Here is a 14,765-nt window from a genome sequence, read left to right on the forward strand (position 1 = left end):
ATCGAGTAGGTAGGGGGATTACTCCCCCGCCCTCTCACACCACCGGACGTGCCGTTCGGCATACGGCGGTTTAATTTGTTTTCAAAGAATGTCTAATCTCATAGTAGTCCAGCACACTGACTAAGCCCCTGCGCAGCAGGATTTCTTTTGTCAAGTTCGTTGAGCATCACGTTGCTCAACAAGGGCGACAAATTTCCCCCTTGCGGTGTGCCTACTTCGGCAGCCGAATATATCCCGTTTTCCATTACTCCCGATTTCAGACACTTGCGTATCAGGCTCTCGGTGTCCGGGTCTCGGATTACCCTGCCAACGTAGCTCATCAGCTTGTCTTGTGGAACGTTGTCGAAGTATTTCTCCAGCTATTGGGCTCGTCGGTGACTACGCCACGTGTGGGCTTTCACCACAGATGTATATCATGCCCGTCATACAAAAAAGCCCCCGGAAAACCGGAGGCCAATCGTTGATTAAAAAACAAAGGCTCTTATAGCGTTACATTGTAAGGGTAGATTCTTTCAACTCATCCGCCATTCTGTTGAACGCCTCTTTTACTTTCTGAAATTGCTTTTGCGACATATTTTTCGAACCTGCAGCATAATGCCGGAAGTTAGACGGGCTCATCCCCATATATTTTGCAGCCTTGGTAACATTTAAAAAATCGAAATGATTGAAGAAGCTGGGGAAATCAAATACCCAATCCACTTCCAATTCGGGGAAAGATTCGTCCGGATACTCTTCTTTCATTTCATCGTAAAATGCAAAGCAATCCTTTTTTGCTTCTTCTACGGTAGAACCGGCCCCACCCAAATCAAAATGTTCGAAAGGATAATCACATGTGCAGATATATCCTTCAGGTCCATTTTTTGTAATTGTAATCGTTACTTTTAATTTTTTCATACCCATTTATTATTATGTTATTGTATGAATGTTGATTAAGAACAGGAGGATTAACCCCTCCTGTCCTTTTTGGCTTTTTCAATCATCGACTTGGCTAACCTCTCATCGATATCCTTATGTCTTGGAAGTGGAAAATTTCGTCCATTTTCATAACTCCATATCTCGTGGTTACCGCCTTGCCGTTGAAATTCGCAGCCTAAAGCTCTAAGCTTTTGTTGTAAAAGCAAAAGTTTCATAGATCGCTTTGTTTTTACAATCAACACTACGAAAATACGCATATTTGCGTACATATGCAAATAAATTCCTGATTATTTTCAATAAAAATACAGATTTTCTTATCGAGTAGGTAGGGGGATTACTCCCCCGCCCTCTCACACCACCGGACGTGCCGTTCGGCATACGGCGGTTTAATTTGTTTTCAAAGAATGTCTAATCTCATAGTAGTCCAGCACACTGACTAAGCCCCTGCGCAGCAGGATTTCTTTTGTCAAGTTCGTTGAGCATCATGTTGCTCAACAAGGACGACAAATTTCCCCCTTGCGGTGTGCCTACTTCGGTAGCCGAATATATCCCGTTTTCCATTACTCCCGATTTCAGACACTTGCGTATCAGGCTCTCGGTGTACGGGTCTCGGATTACCCTGCCAACGTAGCTCATCAGCTTGTCTTGTGGAACGTTGTCGAAGTATTTCTCCAGCTATTGGGTTCGTCGGTGACTACGCCCCGTGTGGACTTTCACCACAGATGTACATCATGCCCGTCATACAAAAAAGGGAAAACCGCTCCCCGGGGGAACGGCCTTCCTGTTCACAATGAAAAGTCAAGTAGAGTAGAATAAAACAGTTATTTATATCGAGTCAGTGGAAAGTGTCATAAAAACTTCCCCCTCTCCAGAAATATCCACAGGCAGATAATTGGTATTGCGGGAGTAATTCCTGATCCTCTTGCGCACGACGGCCGGAGGCCTGTTGTCTTTATAATCACGCAGAGCTTCACTCATCTCAATGGTTTTGCCCGCCGGCACCGATATTTCCACGGTGATGCTCTGGTTTCGGAATCCCTGCTCCACCGGTACCGAAAAGAATTCCGGAAGTAACAACAGGGAGTCTTTCTGTACAATCTCATAAGAAAACTGCGCGATATCGGCTTTGGCGGAACGAAGATCTTTGCCATGTATGGCAGATATGACCCGCACATGGAACAACGAGTCGCCGCTTTTACCTATCTGAAGGTTAATGTTATCAAAAAGGAGCGAATCTTCATTGATCGTGGTATAAGGCAGTTCGTTGATTTTAGTGCCCGGCCCGTATCCTGTCTTGAATTCAGCATAATCTTCACTATAGGGTTGCATCTCCACATACATCTTGCCCGAATGAACCGGCGCGATGGAGACGGTTCTTTCGCTGGAGCTTTCCACGCTGAACTTGTCGGCTACCCGTGCGCCCAGTATGCCGGAAACCACCAGGCCTGCCATCCAAAACAGAGAGGCGACAATCCCGATAGCCGGACGCGATTTGGCTTTCATGGCACGACGTATGAACCATGCAACGACAGCTATGATAGGTACGAGGAAGATCAATCCCAGTGCAATAAAAAGCAAACTGGTCTCATAACCGGGATCGATAAACAGCGACTTCAATGGCGAGAGATTTGTTCCGGTGGCTAATAATCCGACAAACAGACCGATCAACACCAACAAGAAGATTCCCACGACAGAGAAGAAGATGATTTTCAGAAAGATCACCAATGCATTCAGACAGCCGGAGCGTTCAGGCGGGGATACTGTCGCTCCACGGAGCTCATACAGAGGCGGTTCGGGCGGCATCTGCTCCATCCGGCCGGCTTCACCTTCTCCATCCTCATCACCCTTCACTCCCGGATCCGCGGCAAGGAAAGCCTCTTTTTTTCCTACCGAAGGGCGAAAGTTTCCCTCATGGGAGGTACGGCTCCGCGAACTTGCCACATTGTCGGTCACCTTTTCCCTGATCGAACGGATATAATCCTCTTCACCCATCATTTCCAGCTTCTGTTTCACGGTCTTTGCCACGGGAATAATCGCCCAAAGGACAACATAGACTACCACCAGACTCGAGTTGATATTCCAGTTGAAACTCACATTGTCAAAGATCCGGTTCAACGGAAAAACGGAGATCATCCCGATCATATTCAATGCAAGCGGTGTAAGGAACAGGAGACGGGGTATCCATGAATCGATGCGGAAATAGGCAGCAATACCGCCGCACACCCCACCGATAAAACGGTCGTTGGGGTTGCGGTAAAGCCGCTTGGAAACATTCGATTCCAACACTTTCGGTTTTAACACGATCCATAATACAATGTATATCCAAAAAAGAAATCCGAAGAACAACACAAAGAGAAGTCTTATCCATACGGGGTCGGTTTTGAAATAGTGCGCTAACCCGCCACAAACACCTCCAATGATCCGGTCGCCGGCATTCCGGTGTAAACTTTGGCGTTCGCTCCCGGTTGACCAAGTCTCACTTTTGGGGGTACCGGAATTTCCCGTACCGGGTTGAGATGTTTGGGATTCCTGCCCTGCGCCCGCAACCTCCTCGTAATCCGAATCAAATTCCTGCGGCCTGCCGATACTGTCGATAACAGCTTTCACATCTTCATCAGTGATGCAATGGATGCCATGCTTCAAACGGTTGCCAAACAATTCGGCGATACGACATTCTATGTCGTTCACAATCTCATCGCCGCCCTCTTCGCGGGAAAAATAGGTCTTGAGACTACCAATATACTGCTTCAGCATTTCGTAAGCACTCTCCTCGATGGCAATCACCTGACCCTGAAAATTAATGTTGATTACTTTCTTCATATGGATGCTATTCTGATTGATTTTCATGTGACTCGCCCCTCTTTTGCGTGAGGGTCTCAACTCCCGTCGCTAACTCATTCCAGGTGGCTTGCAGGAGGATGTAAAACTCGTCTCCCTTTTCCGTCAGACGGAAATATTTGCGCGGAGGCCCCGAAGTACTTTCCACCCACTGGTAGGTAAGTATTCCGGCATTCTTCAAACGGTTGAGCAAAGGATAAAGGGTTCCCTCCAAAAGTTGCAATCCGGCATTCTTCATCTCGTCGATAATATCGCCGGGATAGGCCTCGCCCCTTCTGATGATGGAAAGAATGCAATATTCCAGTACTCCCTTTCGCATCTGGCTTTGCGTATTTTCAATATTCATCTCTGTATCATTTTGTATCGCAAAGATACCCAAAGCAAGGTATTATGCAATACAAAGTACCAAATATTTTCCCGGTATTAATTTTATTTAACATTAAAAGTGACGAATGTGGTCTGAATGGGACTGTATAGAGTTTGATTCTTGTTACTTTTGCACATCAATCGTGACAACGTCCCGGGAGATCGGGACAAGTAGTCCCCCGATTTATCGGGATTATCAAAATAACATAACTTGCCCCGACTTGCCGGGATCATCAAAGTAACATAACTTGTCCCGACTTGTCGGGATCATCAAATGAACATGTATGTCGCTTCAGGGAAAACATATTGTATTAGGTATCACAGGCAGCATCGCAGCCTATAAATCGGCTATTCTCACCCGGCTGTTGATAAAAAAGGGAGCGGAAGTACAGATCGTGATCACCCCGGCCGGGAAGGAGTTCATCACGCCGGTGACGCTCTCCGCGCTTTCGGGCCGGCCGGTGATCAGTGATTTTTTCGCCTCGGGCGATGGTACCTGGCACAGCCATGTGGATCTGGGATTGTGGGCCGACGTGATGATTGTGGCTCCGGCAACGGCGGCCACCCTCGGCAAGATGGCCAACGGGGTGGCCGACAATATGCTTATCACCACCTATCTTTCCATGAAAGCGCCTGTCTTTGTGGCGCCGGCCATGGATCTCGACATGTACAGGCATATTTCCACCCAACGCAATATCGAGAAACTGAAAAGCGACGGAGTGCAGATCATCGATGCGACCGACGGGGAGCTGGCCAGCCATCTTGAAGGGAAAGGCAGGATGGAAGAGCCGGAAAATATTGTCTCCGTTCTGGAACGGTTCTTGGCTACCGGAAATGATCTTGACAAGAAAAAGATCATGATCACCGCGGGGCCGACTTATGAACGGATCGATCCGGTACGTTTCATCGGCAATTTCTCTTCCGGGAAGATGGGATTCGCTTTGGCGGAAGAATGCGCCTCAAGGGGTGCTGAGGTGATCCTGATCACAGGCCCCTCCGCGTTATCAGTTTCACATCCCAATATATTAAGGGTGAATGTGGAGTCAGCCGTCGAGATGTATGACGCCGCACTCAAGATTTTCCCGCAAATGGATGCAGCCATCCTCTCGGCAGCAGTAGCCGATTACCGTCCGGAGCGAATGAGTGAGGAGAAAATTAAACGGTCGGCAAATGAGCACTTGTCACTCTCTCTTGTTCCCAATCCCGATATCGCAGCTTCGCTCGGAAAAATAAAAAAACCGGGGCAATTGAGTATCGGTTTTGCCCTGGAGACCAACGACGAAGAATCGAATGCGATAAAAAAGGTAGAAGAAAAAAACTTCGACTACATTGTGCTCAACTCACTGAATGACCGGGGAGCAGGCTTCGGACACGACACGAACCGAGTGACGATCCTTTCCCGCGACGGCGAAAAACAATCGTTCTCGCTGAAATCAAAGAAGGAAGTGGCAAAAGATATTATTGACACGGTTTTTGGTGATTGATAATTTGAAATCAGCAGTCTCCAATATCCAAATCCGAGAGCCGACACCCGAGATCCGAGACCCAAGATCCAAGATCCGAGACCCAAGATCCGAGACCCGGAATCTAAAGTCTTGGTTCCGTCATCAATCTTAGAAACTGTTTTTAATTCCTCTCTCGGCTCTGATCTTCACTCTTCACTTTTCACTTTTCACTTTTCATTTTTCATTTTTCACTCTTAACGATATAATGCGACTACATAAATCACAACTTATACTTTTCTTGTTTTTCACCGGTACCCTCCTGTCTTATCCGCAACAATATAGAAATCCCGTCACCATTTCGCCGGCTCTTAGCGCCAACTTCGGTGAATTAAGGAATAATCATTTCCATTCGGGGATCGATTTCAAGACACAACAGATGGTCGACAAGCCCATCGTCGCCATCGAGGACGGGTATGTTTCCCGCGTCAGTGTCTCCCCCGGGGGCTACGGGTTGGCACTCTATGTAGATCATCCTTCTACCGGCCATACCAGTGTCTACGCGCATCTCAACAGCTTCTCCAGAGAGATCGCCGAATGGGTAAAGGAACAACAATACCGGCAGGAGCGATTCAGTGTCATTCTTTATCCGGAGCCGGGCATGTTGCCGGTAAAGAAAGGAGAACAAATTGCGTTGAGCGGCAACACCGGCAGTTCGGGCGGGCCCCATCTCCATTTTGAGATACGCGATAGCCACACGGAAGAGCCGCTGGACGCATTGGAATTTCTGGCGAAGATACCCGATTCACAAAAACCGGATATTCAGGGAATCACCTTTTACCCCATCCTTGAAAAAGGGGTAGTTAACGGTAGCGCCAATCCGGTCAGACTGGATATCAGCAAAGATAAAGCGGGAAATCCGTCACCACTGGGAAAAAACATTGAGGCGTGGGGACGCATTGGCGTGGGTGTGAAGGCATACGACCGGATGGACGGCCAAAATAACATCTACGGGGTAAAACATATCCGTCTTTTCGTGGATGACCGTCAAATATTCAGCAGTGGCATACACCGGTTCTCATTCGCGGAGACACGTATGCTGAACAGTTTCATCGATTTTGAAGATTGGAGAAGGCAACGGTCATTCTTTATGAAATCATTTATTGAGCCGGGCAACACCCTTCCATTCTATGAAGCCGAAAACAACGGATATATCCATATTGACGAAGAGAGGCCCTACCGATTCCGGTATGAACTGGAAGATCATTACGGGAACAGGCTGACCTACAATTTCACCGTCGACGGAAAATCCCAGCCTATCCCCCAAAGACCGGATTGTAACAACTGGATGGCCTGGAACCTCCATAACTCTTTTATGGAGATGGGGTTTCAATTACAAATTCCAAAAGGAAACCTGTATGATGATATCTGCTTCTTCCACTCCTCCACCAAAAGCCCCCACCATTATTCCGACCTGCACCGGGTAAATGACACCCCTGTCCCACTGCACAACGGTGCAGACATGTGGATCGGCATGCATACCGACACATTGCCGAACAAAAAAAATTACGGGATCGTCAGGATCAACGGCAACGGATCGGAAAGTTGGGTCGGGGGAGAGTATGTCCGGGGAGGTGTCAAAGCCAGCATCCGCGAGCTGGGTGATCGGTACGCCATATCGGCCGATACTATCGCTCCCGTGATAACACCTCTGGAACCAGCCACCTGGGTAAATCAAAAACGCATCCGCATCCGGCTCAGGGATGACAAGAGCGGTATCGCCTCATTCAGGGGAGAGATCAACGGCGACTATGTATTGTTCACACACGACAGCAAATCATCGATCTATACCTACCGGTTTGATGACAGCCGGCTGACAAAAGGCCAACAGCAGGTATTGGTCTTTACTGTTGTTGACGGGACAGGCAACCGAAGCGAGTATACCTACAATTTCTTTTATTAATCACAACCCCAGTACCGCCTGGGCAATCGCTATCTCCCGCTCGCTGCCGGTATGCTTACCCTCTACATCCGATAGTTTGACACACTCCTGCCACTCCTCGCGGGGAGTCATCTTGCAGCGGAAAAGCTTCATCACGATATTCATCCCTTTGATATCGTTCCCTACATCGGCTGTCAGATTTGTGCCAATCCCGAAAGTGGCGCCGATGCGGTCACCGCAATATTCTTTGATTTGAATAGCCTTGTCCACATTCAGGCTGTCGGAAAAAACCAGGTATTTGAGTTTAGGATTTACACGTAACTCCTCATACCGCCGGATCACCTTGTCGGTAAACAAGAACGGATCACCGCTATCGTGACGCAGGCTGGTGAAGAGCGACGCGTGTTTTTTACTGAAGTTACGCAGAAAAACATCGGTGGTATAAGTATCGGTCAGCACAGTACCCAAGTCTCCGTCGTAAACATTGATCCAATTCTCCATCGACATATAATTGGCCATCTTGTAACCGTAGATCGACCCGTGGAACTGCACCCATTCGTGCGGATGGGTACCCGATACGTTCAGGTTATGCTTAAATGCCATATAGACATTGCTCGTCCCATAGAGACTGGTGCCGGCATGTTGCTTCAACAGCCCGGTCACCCGGTCTTCCACGTCGGCGCTGAACCGCCGCCTCATTCCGAAAAGGGAAACGGAAAGATTGTGTTCCCGCATTTTCTTCGCTTTCTCCACAGTGACCGCTTCCATATATTTCAGGTCGGGATAGCGGCCAGTCTCACGGAAAAAAAGCTCCGATACGGTGGCCAGGATAGGCGTTTCCCAGAGAGTGACACGGTAAAGGAGACCGATCGCCTTTATATGCAACTTGCTCCCCACCATGCCGATCTCCACTTCCGAGGGATCGAACCGGAATCCTTTCAGGAAATCGATATAAATGGGCGGCAAATAAGGCATTTGCCTCCTTACAAATGCCTCTTCCTCTTTGGTGAGCGCGAGGTTCGACATCTTCTCCAGTTCTTTTCTCAGCAGTCGGTCAAATCCTTCCGGATAATCACCATTACTCCGGTCGATGAATTCAAACTCGCCGTAAGCCCTTGGAAAGAGCTTCGAATAGGCATAACCGGTGGTAAACTTATAAAGATCGGTATCGAGGATACTCTTCATAATTGCCATATCTCTTTTGATTCAATTTATTGATCGTTTGCGTCAAGCGAGGGCAGCGCAAATTTAGAGGAGCCTGCGACTCAATTAACCCTTGAGAAGCGAAGGCGACTCAATTGAAAATAGAGGAGCGAAGGCGACTCAAAATGACCATTGTAGTTGAATAATACAACATCTCAAACCCAAATCCGGTTCACCTCTCTTTTTATTCTTGAGTCCCCTCCGAAAAGTCTTTTTTACCCAAATTTCCCTCAAAACGACTATTGATTTTCAATGAGTTGGAGACCGGTGAAATCGGTTTTTGCCATCATCAACAGATTTTTCCCATTCTTTTTAAACGAATCGAAAAAACCGGGAGATTGTAAACCGATGGTAAAAAACATGAAGGCTAAAAAGGAACGGAAAGATTTACTTCCTCATGAAGCTGCCTATCAATCCTCCAAGCAATAAGCCATAGATGCAATTAGCCCACCATTCCGACGAAAAACCAAAGGTACCGTCATAGATCCCATAATATTGCCAGTAAAAATATCCGGCAATCGATCCCAGCATCATTCCAAGGAAAGAGGCCCTGTTTTTCCTGAAAAATAAAAAAAATGTCTTCATAACGATAACGGCTGATGGAACATTCTTAATGATGCATCTTATTCACTATTTTCTCTAAATTGCCGGCAGATACGACCCCCATGACTCGTTTTGTTTCAACATCCCCATTAAATATTAATAAATTGGGAATACCCGAGACATTGTATTTATAATAATATTCGGCATGCCCTTCAATGTCCATGGCATAAAAATGAATACCTTGAAGATTTTCCGCATCCAACTGTTCTATATTGTGGCGCATCTTTTGGCACAATTCGGAATCTTTCCTATAGAAAAACAGAAAGGTTATGCCCTCTTTGTCCAGACTAATCTCATCCACTTCCGTGAGAATGGAATTGGTGTTCTCCGACAAAGGGATATGGTTGACTTTTTTTTCGGCTATAACTCCGGTCAGCACGAAGAATATTACAATTGCCAGCAAAAAATGCCAGGGTTTGAAATAAAAAGAGTGACCATTGCTCATATTCATTTACTCAAGATTTATTTATGATTTGCCTTCCCAATAAGATCATTCCTGTAAAACTCCTCATCGAGCACACCATTACGGATACGGTAGAGACCATTGCTATTTCTAATCCTCGTTTTATTGGATGATAAAATTGATTACCCTCCTATTTTTCGTAATACAAAGTTATGGTAGAGTTCCCCGCCTTTTTTCACAAACTTACCGAAACGAATGTTTTGGTTACCCAACTGTACAAAACCGGCACCCAAATGTGGCCGACTGAAACATGTACGACGGAAAATCAAAAAAAGAAAGGCGCCATTTTTTGAGCAACGCCTTTCCGAAATTGATCATCCGGACCAAAGAATCACATCATATCTTCAATATTCCAGACAAAGGCGCGCAGGCCCAAGTTGGGCGATTCCTCATCGAGTTCCCTCAGATAGTCGAGCAACAGCTTCACCCTGTCATCCTCCACAATGGTGAGGATGGCCTTGTTCACCGAAGGCCAGGCGTGGGAGCCGTAATGCGGCTCTCCGGTCTTGCTTCCCCGTCCGTGGATCTCTTTCCATGAAGTGAACCCGCGTATATTGAGCGAACTCAGGTTGGCCACGATCTCATCGTAATGCGCCTGGTCCAAAGTTATCATTACTGCTTTCATTTTTTTAAAAATTAGAAGTGAGAACTAAGAAATTAGAAGTGAGGAATTAACAAATTCCCATTACCAATTATCCGTTGTCCATTGTCCATTATCAACTATCAATTCAGCGCGGTGTTTCCTGCGCCTTCTGCGCACACCGTAGCCAGCCATCATGGAATAGAGCGCCGGGATCAGTATGAGGGTAATGATGGTGGAGAAGGTCATACCTCCTATAATGGAGATCCCCAGAGATTTCCACATCTCCGATCCCTGACCTGTGCCAATTGCCAGGGGAATCATACCCAGGATAGTAGTAAGGGTGGTCATCAATACGGGGCGCAACCTCGAACGGCCTCCATGCACCACCGCCGTGATGATGGACATGCCCCTCTCCCGGTTCAGGTTGATATAGTCGATCAACACGATAGAGTTTTTCACCACCATTCCCACAAGCATGATCAACCCGACAAATCCCATAATACCGAGCGGTTCACCCGTGAGGGCAAGGAAGAGGATTGAACCGGTAAAAGCAAACGGCACGGTCAGGATGATCATAAACGGATAGGAGAGCGACTCGAACTGCGATGCCAATACAATATATACCAGCAGAGAAACGATCATAAGAAGAAGTCCCAACTGTGAAAATGATTCCTGCTGGTCTTCCAGAGACCCACCTATCTCCATCTGCACGCCTGCCGGCAGATCGGCTTGGGACATAATGGTATTTACATCGGCCACCACCTCACTGAGGGCACGTCCGTAAATGGTACCGGTCACCGTCGCAATACGCTGGCGATCCTGCCGGTCGATCTGCGGCAATGTGGAAGTTTCTATCACTGTTCCCAGATCGCGCACCCGCACACCGGCTCCCATCGTGTTGTATATCAGTATGTTTTCGACATCTTCGATAGACTGCCGGTATTGTTCTTCATACCGCACCCGGATATCATACTCTTCTCCTTCTTCACGGAAACGTGACATGACAAGACCGTTGATCCTGTTTCGGATAGCATTGGCCGCCGTACTCATGTTCAATCCGTTCAACGCTAATTTCTCGCGATCGAACTGTATCTGGTACTCCATCCGGTAATCTTTTCTCGATACCGTGATATCGCGCAATCCTTTCACTCCTTCCAGTTTGGTTCTCATCTCGGCAGCGAGTTGGTCGGTGGTTGCAAGGTCATAACCGTAGATATTCACCGCGACATTACTTCCTCCGGTCATCCCCATATTGCCTCCGCCCGGCATTACCTGGAAACGGTGCAACTCCGGCATATTGGCAAGATCCCGACGTATTTCGTCAGATATATCATAGATGGTCTTTTTCCTGTTCTTGGCCTCCGTCAAACGCATCGTATAGGTCATGATATTGGAAGCATTATCCTGCATGGCCGCCCAGGTGTTATCTTCATCGGCGGCCCCCACACTGAAAGAGATGATCTGGATCTCCGGATATTTCTCCCGCATTCCCTGTGCTATCCTGTGGCCGGTTTCCCGGGCGACTTCCATACGGGTTCCGGTAGGCATCTCCACGGTAATGGCAATTTGGTTGTTGTCCGATGCCGGCATAAATTCCGTTTTCAACGTGATGGCACTGATCACCACACTTATGATAAAAACAACGAACACACCCAACATGGTGAGTCGTCTCCTGCGGGCCACCCAATTCACCACCCGGGAGTAAGCATGGTCGATCCTGTTGAGTACCGGTAATACCTTTTTATTGTACCACCTGTCGAAACCGGACACCTTGGCATCCTTGTTCGAGCGCATCATCTTCGCGCTCATCATCGGAGTAAGTGTCAAGGCTATGATCAGCGACAGCGAGATGATGATGGTTACCATCCATCCCAACTGATTGAACATCACACCGGCAAAACCACTGACCATGGTCATCGGAAGAAATACCGCAATAATGGTCAGTGTAGAGGCGATTACGGAAAGGGATACTTCTTCCGTACCGTACACAGCAGCCTGTCTGACACGGCTTCCCCGTTCAATATGGGAGGTAATGTTCTCCAGCACCACAATGGCATCGTCCACCACCATCCCGATAGTAATGGAAAGAGCCGAGAGCGAGATAATATTGATACTATTCCCGGTGAGGTAAAGATAAATAAACGAACCGATCAGCGAGATAGGTATGGTCACCATGATAATGATGGTGGCACGCCACCGCCCCAGGAAGAGAAGGACGATGATGCCCACAATGACCAGCGCCAGCAGGATCGTCTCGAGCAAACTGTTGATCGACACCTTGATATAATCAGAAGTATCCATTACCGTAACCAGCTTGATATCGGGCGGAAGGCTCTTCTCCAGTTCGGGCATTTGCGCCTTCACCGCGTCGGCAATGGCCGCCGTATTGGCACCCGACTGTTTTTGGACCACGATGGAAGCACTCCGCTGCCCGTTGGTATAGTTCTCCTGTATACGGGACTCCAGCGTGTCTTTCACCGAGGCCACATCCCGCAGATAGATGGCGCGTCCCTGGTTGTTACCCACAATGATATCGTTCAGGTCGCGGCTGTTCTTGAATTCCCCCTCCAGGCGTAACATATAGGTCTGCGTGCCGATATCGAAATTACCGGCGGGGACATTCACATTTTCAGTGGCGATCACTTGTGCGATCTGTTCCAGGGAAATATTGTATGCCTCCAGTTTTTCAGGTATCACATTCACCTGTATCTCCCTTTGGGGGGCACCACTGACAGAAACGGTTCCCACACCCGAAATACGGTTGAGCGGGTTGGCCACCTGTTCGTCGAGTATCTTATAGAGTGCTCCCGAGCTCTCTTGCGCGGTGGCGGAGAGCACCACCACCGGTATCATGTCGGAGCTGAATTTCAGGATCATGGGGTCTTCCGTCCCGTCGGGAAGGAATCCCGATACCAGGGCCACCTTGTCCCGCACATCGTTCATCACGGCATCCATATCTGTGCCGAATTCGAACTCCAGCATGATCATCGACATACCGTCCCGGGATTGTGATGTAATCTCTTTCAGTTTCTCGGTAGAGTTCAGGACATCTTCCAGCGGACGGGTCACATTGGTCTCCACGTCTTCGGCACCCGCGCCCGCATAGGAGGTCATGACCGAGACGATATTCAGGTCGATATTGGGATAGAGGTCTATAGGCAATTGCCTGTAGAACAAAATGCCTATCAGCACAACACCGATAAATATCAATGATGTTCCCACGGGATTTTTTACCGCGGTTTCATATATCTTCATACTATTTTATTTTTTATTCCAGATTCAATATTCCAGGTTCGAAATAATCAATCTTGAATTTTAATCAATAACTTCCACCTCAGTCCCGTCAATCAGGCCTGTATTCCCCTCCACGATTACCCTGTCACCGTCGTTCAGTCCTGAGACGATCTCATATTTATCGTTGATACGGACTCCCGGTTGTACCAAAGTGTAGATAGCCTTTCCCTCTTTTTCCACGAACACATAACGGTCGTTTGAGCCGACCTGCTTGAGGACAGCCCTGTCGGAAAGCAACGGACGCTCGTTGGTGCCGAAATTCATCCTCACACGGGCGAACATGCCGGGACGCAGCCGCTGATCACCATTAGGCACCGATATCTCCACGGTAAAAGTGTGCGAAACCGGGTCGAGCGTGGGGTAAACCAGTGACACACTCCCCTGAAATCTTTCACCGCCCAAGGCGTCTACTGACACTTCCACAGGCATTCCCTTCACCACCTGGCTATAATAAGACTCTGAAATATTGACTTTCACCTTCACCGGATTGATACTCTCAATGGTGAGGATAGGTAATTGTCCGGCCACATCACCCGGATCGTAATTACGGGCAGTCACCACCCCGTTCACCGGACTGGTCAGTGTGGTATTCTCATCCAGATTATTCAGGGCATACTCCGCCACATCGAGTTGGGTCTTTGCCTGATCGAGCTGCTGTTTGGAAATACCCCCCACTTCATATAGCTCTTTATAACGTTCATAGTCCCTCTTTAAGGTGGCCACCTGTGTCTGTTGTTGTGAAAGGTTTGCCTTATCCATGGTTACCAGGGTCTGCCCGCGACGAACCTGCGAACCCACATCCACTTTAATCTCGCGGATCCGTCCTCCCATGGCGGGAGCAATATTATTCACCTGATCGGCCTCTACCGTGGCGGTAAAGGTAGATATCTGCTCCACCGGCACTAACTGCACCTCTTCCACACGTACCTTGGTTTTCCGTGAAGCTTCACTTTCAGCGCTTCCGGTACGGTCTGCTCCCCCGCAGGAGGCAAGCAATGCGACTGCCAGCAAAGGAGTTATTCTCAATAAACTGTATCGTCTCATATAATTATTCATATATTTTATTTTTAAATTTGGGATTTCAAAATCTCACCATCTCCGCAGTCCCCCGGTCGT

General features: G+C 48.0%; 14 protein-coding genes. 2 read left to right on the plus strand and 12 right to left on the minus strand.

Annotated features, from left to right (window positions below; genetic code table 11):
• Nucleotides 1–98: 98 nt before the first annotated feature.
• The 6 genes from D7D25_RS11550 to D7D25_RS11575 all read right to left on the minus strand — a co-directional run bounded on the left by D7D25_RS11550 (nucleotide 99) and on the right by D7D25_RS11575 (nucleotide 4,099).
• Nucleotides 99–359 (minus strand): reverse transcriptase domain-containing protein, encoded by a 261-nt coding sequence (locus D7D25_RS11550; RefSeq protein WP_370453853.1) that lies wholly within the window; start codon nucleotides 357–359, stop codon nucleotides 99–101.
• A gap of 130 nt (nucleotides 360–489) precedes the next feature.
• Nucleotides 490–894 (minus strand): hypothetical protein, encoded by a 405-nt coding sequence (locus D7D25_RS11555; RefSeq protein WP_148038918.1) that lies wholly within the window; start codon nucleotides 892–894, stop codon nucleotides 490–492.
• 50 nt (nucleotides 895–944) lie between these two features.
• Nucleotides 945–1,130, minus strand: coding sequence for a type II toxin-antitoxin system HicA family toxin (locus D7D25_RS11560; RefSeq protein WP_122969180.1), 186 nt, complete (start codon nucleotides 1,128–1,130; stop codon nucleotides 945–947).
• A 199-nt stretch (nucleotides 1,131–1,329) separates the two neighbouring features.
• Nucleotides 1,330–1,590, minus strand: a complete 261-nt coding sequence (locus D7D25_RS11565) for a reverse transcriptase domain-containing protein (RefSeq protein WP_370453854.1) — start codon at nucleotides 1,588–1,590, stop codon at nucleotides 1,330–1,332.
• Between the two features lie 150 nt (nucleotides 1,591–1,740).
• Nucleotides 1,741–3,735 carry a PspC domain-containing protein gene (locus D7D25_RS11570; RefSeq protein ID WP_158602603.1) on the minus strand — a complete coding sequence of 665 codons (1,995 nt, stop codon included), beginning with the start codon at nucleotides 3,733–3,735 and terminating at the stop codon, nucleotides 1,741–1,743.
• 7 nt (nucleotides 3,736–3,742) lie between these two features.
• On the minus strand, nucleotides 3,743–4,099 hold the full coding sequence (locus D7D25_RS11575; RefSeq protein WP_122969181.1) for a PadR family transcriptional regulator: 357 nt from the start codon (nucleotides 4,097–4,099) through the stop codon (nucleotides 3,743–3,745).
• Between the two features lie 304 nt (nucleotides 4,100–4,403).
• Between D7D25_RS11575 and coaBC the strand changes: the two genes are divergently transcribed.
• Together coaBC and D7D25_RS11585 are read left to right on the plus strand one after the other, a co-directional pair.
• Nucleotides 4,404–5,603, plus strand: a complete 1,200-nt coding sequence (gene coaBC, locus D7D25_RS11580; protein WP_122969116.1) for a bifunctional phosphopantothenoylcysteine decarboxylase/phosphopantothenate--cysteine ligase CoaBC — start codon at nucleotides 4,404–4,406, stop codon at nucleotides 5,601–5,603.
• A gap of 226 nt (nucleotides 5,604–5,829) precedes the next feature.
• Nucleotides 5,830–7,524: a M23 family metallopeptidase gene (locus tag D7D25_RS11585; RefSeq protein WP_122969117.1), complete on the plus strand. Its 1,695-nt coding sequence runs from the start codon at nucleotides 5,830–5,832 to the stop codon at nucleotides 7,522–7,524.
• Here the strand turns inward: D7D25_RS11585 and pncB are convergent, their stop codons facing one another.
• The 6 genes from pncB to D7D25_RS11615 all read right to left on the minus strand — a co-directional run bounded on the left by pncB (nucleotide 7,525) and on the right by D7D25_RS11615 (nucleotide 14,693).
• The gene (pncB, locus tag D7D25_RS11590) at nucleotides 7,525–8,697 is read right to left on the minus strand and encodes a nicotinate phosphoribosyltransferase (RefSeq protein ID WP_122969118.1); all 1,173 of its coding nucleotides are present in this window, start codon (nucleotides 8,695–8,697) and stop codon (nucleotides 7,525–7,527) included.
• 396 nt (nucleotides 8,698–9,093) lie between these two features.
• Nucleotides 9,094–9,291 carry a hypothetical protein gene (locus tag D7D25_RS11595; RefSeq protein WP_122969119.1) on the minus strand — a complete coding sequence of 66 codons (198 nt, stop codon included), beginning with the start codon at nucleotides 9,289–9,291 and terminating at the stop codon, nucleotides 9,094–9,096.
• 25 nt (nucleotides 9,292–9,316) lie between these two features.
• On the minus strand, nucleotides 9,317–9,712 hold the full coding sequence (locus tag D7D25_RS11600) for a co-chaperone YbbN (protein WP_158602604.1): 396 nt from the start codon (nucleotides 9,710–9,712) through the stop codon (nucleotides 9,317–9,319).
• 391 nt (nucleotides 9,713–10,103) lie between these two features.
• Complete coding sequence (locus D7D25_RS11605; protein ID WP_122969121.1) at nucleotides 10,104–10,397, minus strand: PG0541 family transporter-associated protein; 294 nt, start codon at nucleotides 10,395–10,397, stop codon at nucleotides 10,104–10,106.
• A 60-nt stretch (nucleotides 10,398–10,457) separates the two neighbouring features.
• Complete coding sequence (locus D7D25_RS11610) at nucleotides 10,458–13,610, minus strand: efflux RND transporter permease subunit (protein ID WP_122969122.1); 3,153 nt, start codon at nucleotides 13,608–13,610, stop codon at nucleotides 10,458–10,460.
• Between the two features lie 60 nt (nucleotides 13,611–13,670).
• Entirely contained in the window at nucleotides 13,671–14,693 is a 1,023-nt protein-coding gene (locus D7D25_RS11615) for an efflux RND transporter periplasmic adaptor subunit (protein ID WP_122969182.1), read from the minus strand.
• Nucleotides 14,694–14,765: the final 72 nt, after the last annotated feature.

The sequence above is a fragment of the Proteiniphilum sp. X52 genome, from assembly GCF_003712195.1.
Taxonomy (GTDB): Bacteria; Bacteroidota; Bacteroidia; order Bacteroidales; family Dysgonomonadaceae; genus Proteiniphilum.

What these genes read in the sequence shown, in the direction of transcription:
- D7D25_RS11555 (WP_148038918.1), bottom strand. Translation starts at nt 894, where the DNA reads ATGAAAAAATTAAAAGTAACGATTACAATTACAAAAAATGGACCTGAA.
- D7D25_RS11560 (WP_122969180.1), bottom strand. Translation starts at nt 1,130, where the DNA reads ATGAAACTTTTGCTTTTACAACAAAAGCTTAGAGCTTTAGGCTGCGAA.
- D7D25_RS11570 (WP_158602603.1), bottom strand. Translation starts at nt 3,735, where the DNA reads ATGAAGAAAGTAATCAACATTAATTTTCAGGGTCAGGTGATTGCCATC.
- D7D25_RS11575 (WP_122969181.1), bottom strand. Translation starts at nt 4,099, where the DNA reads ATGAATATTGAAAATACGCAAAGCCAGATGCGAAAGGGAGTACTGGAA.
- coaBC (WP_122969116.1), top strand. Translation starts at nt 4,404, where the DNA reads ATGTCGCTTCAGGGAAAACATATTGTATTAGGTATCACAGGCAGCATC.
- D7D25_RS11585 (WP_122969117.1), top strand. Translation starts at nt 5,830, where the DNA reads ATGCGACTACATAAATCACAACTTATACTTTTCTTGTTTTTCACCGGT.
- pncB (WP_122969118.1), bottom strand. Translation starts at nt 8,697, where the DNA reads ATGGCAATTATGAAGAGTATCCTCGATACCGATCTTTATAAGTTTACC.
- D7D25_RS11595 (WP_122969119.1), bottom strand. Translation starts at nt 9,291, where the DNA reads ATGAAGACATTTTTTTTATTTTTCAGGAAAAACAGGGCCTCTTTCCTT.
- D7D25_RS11605 (WP_122969121.1), bottom strand. Translation starts at nt 10,397, where the DNA reads ATGAAAGCAGTAATGATAACTTTGGACCAGGCGCATTACGATGAGATC.
- D7D25_RS11610 (WP_122969122.1), bottom strand. Translation starts at nt 13,610, where the DNA reads ATGAAGATATATGAAACCGCGGTAAAAAATCCCGTGGGAACATCATTG.
- D7D25_RS11615 (WP_122969182.1), bottom strand. Translation starts at nt 14,693, where the DNA reads ATGAGACGATACAGTTTATTGAGAATAACTCCTTTGCTGGCAGTCGCA.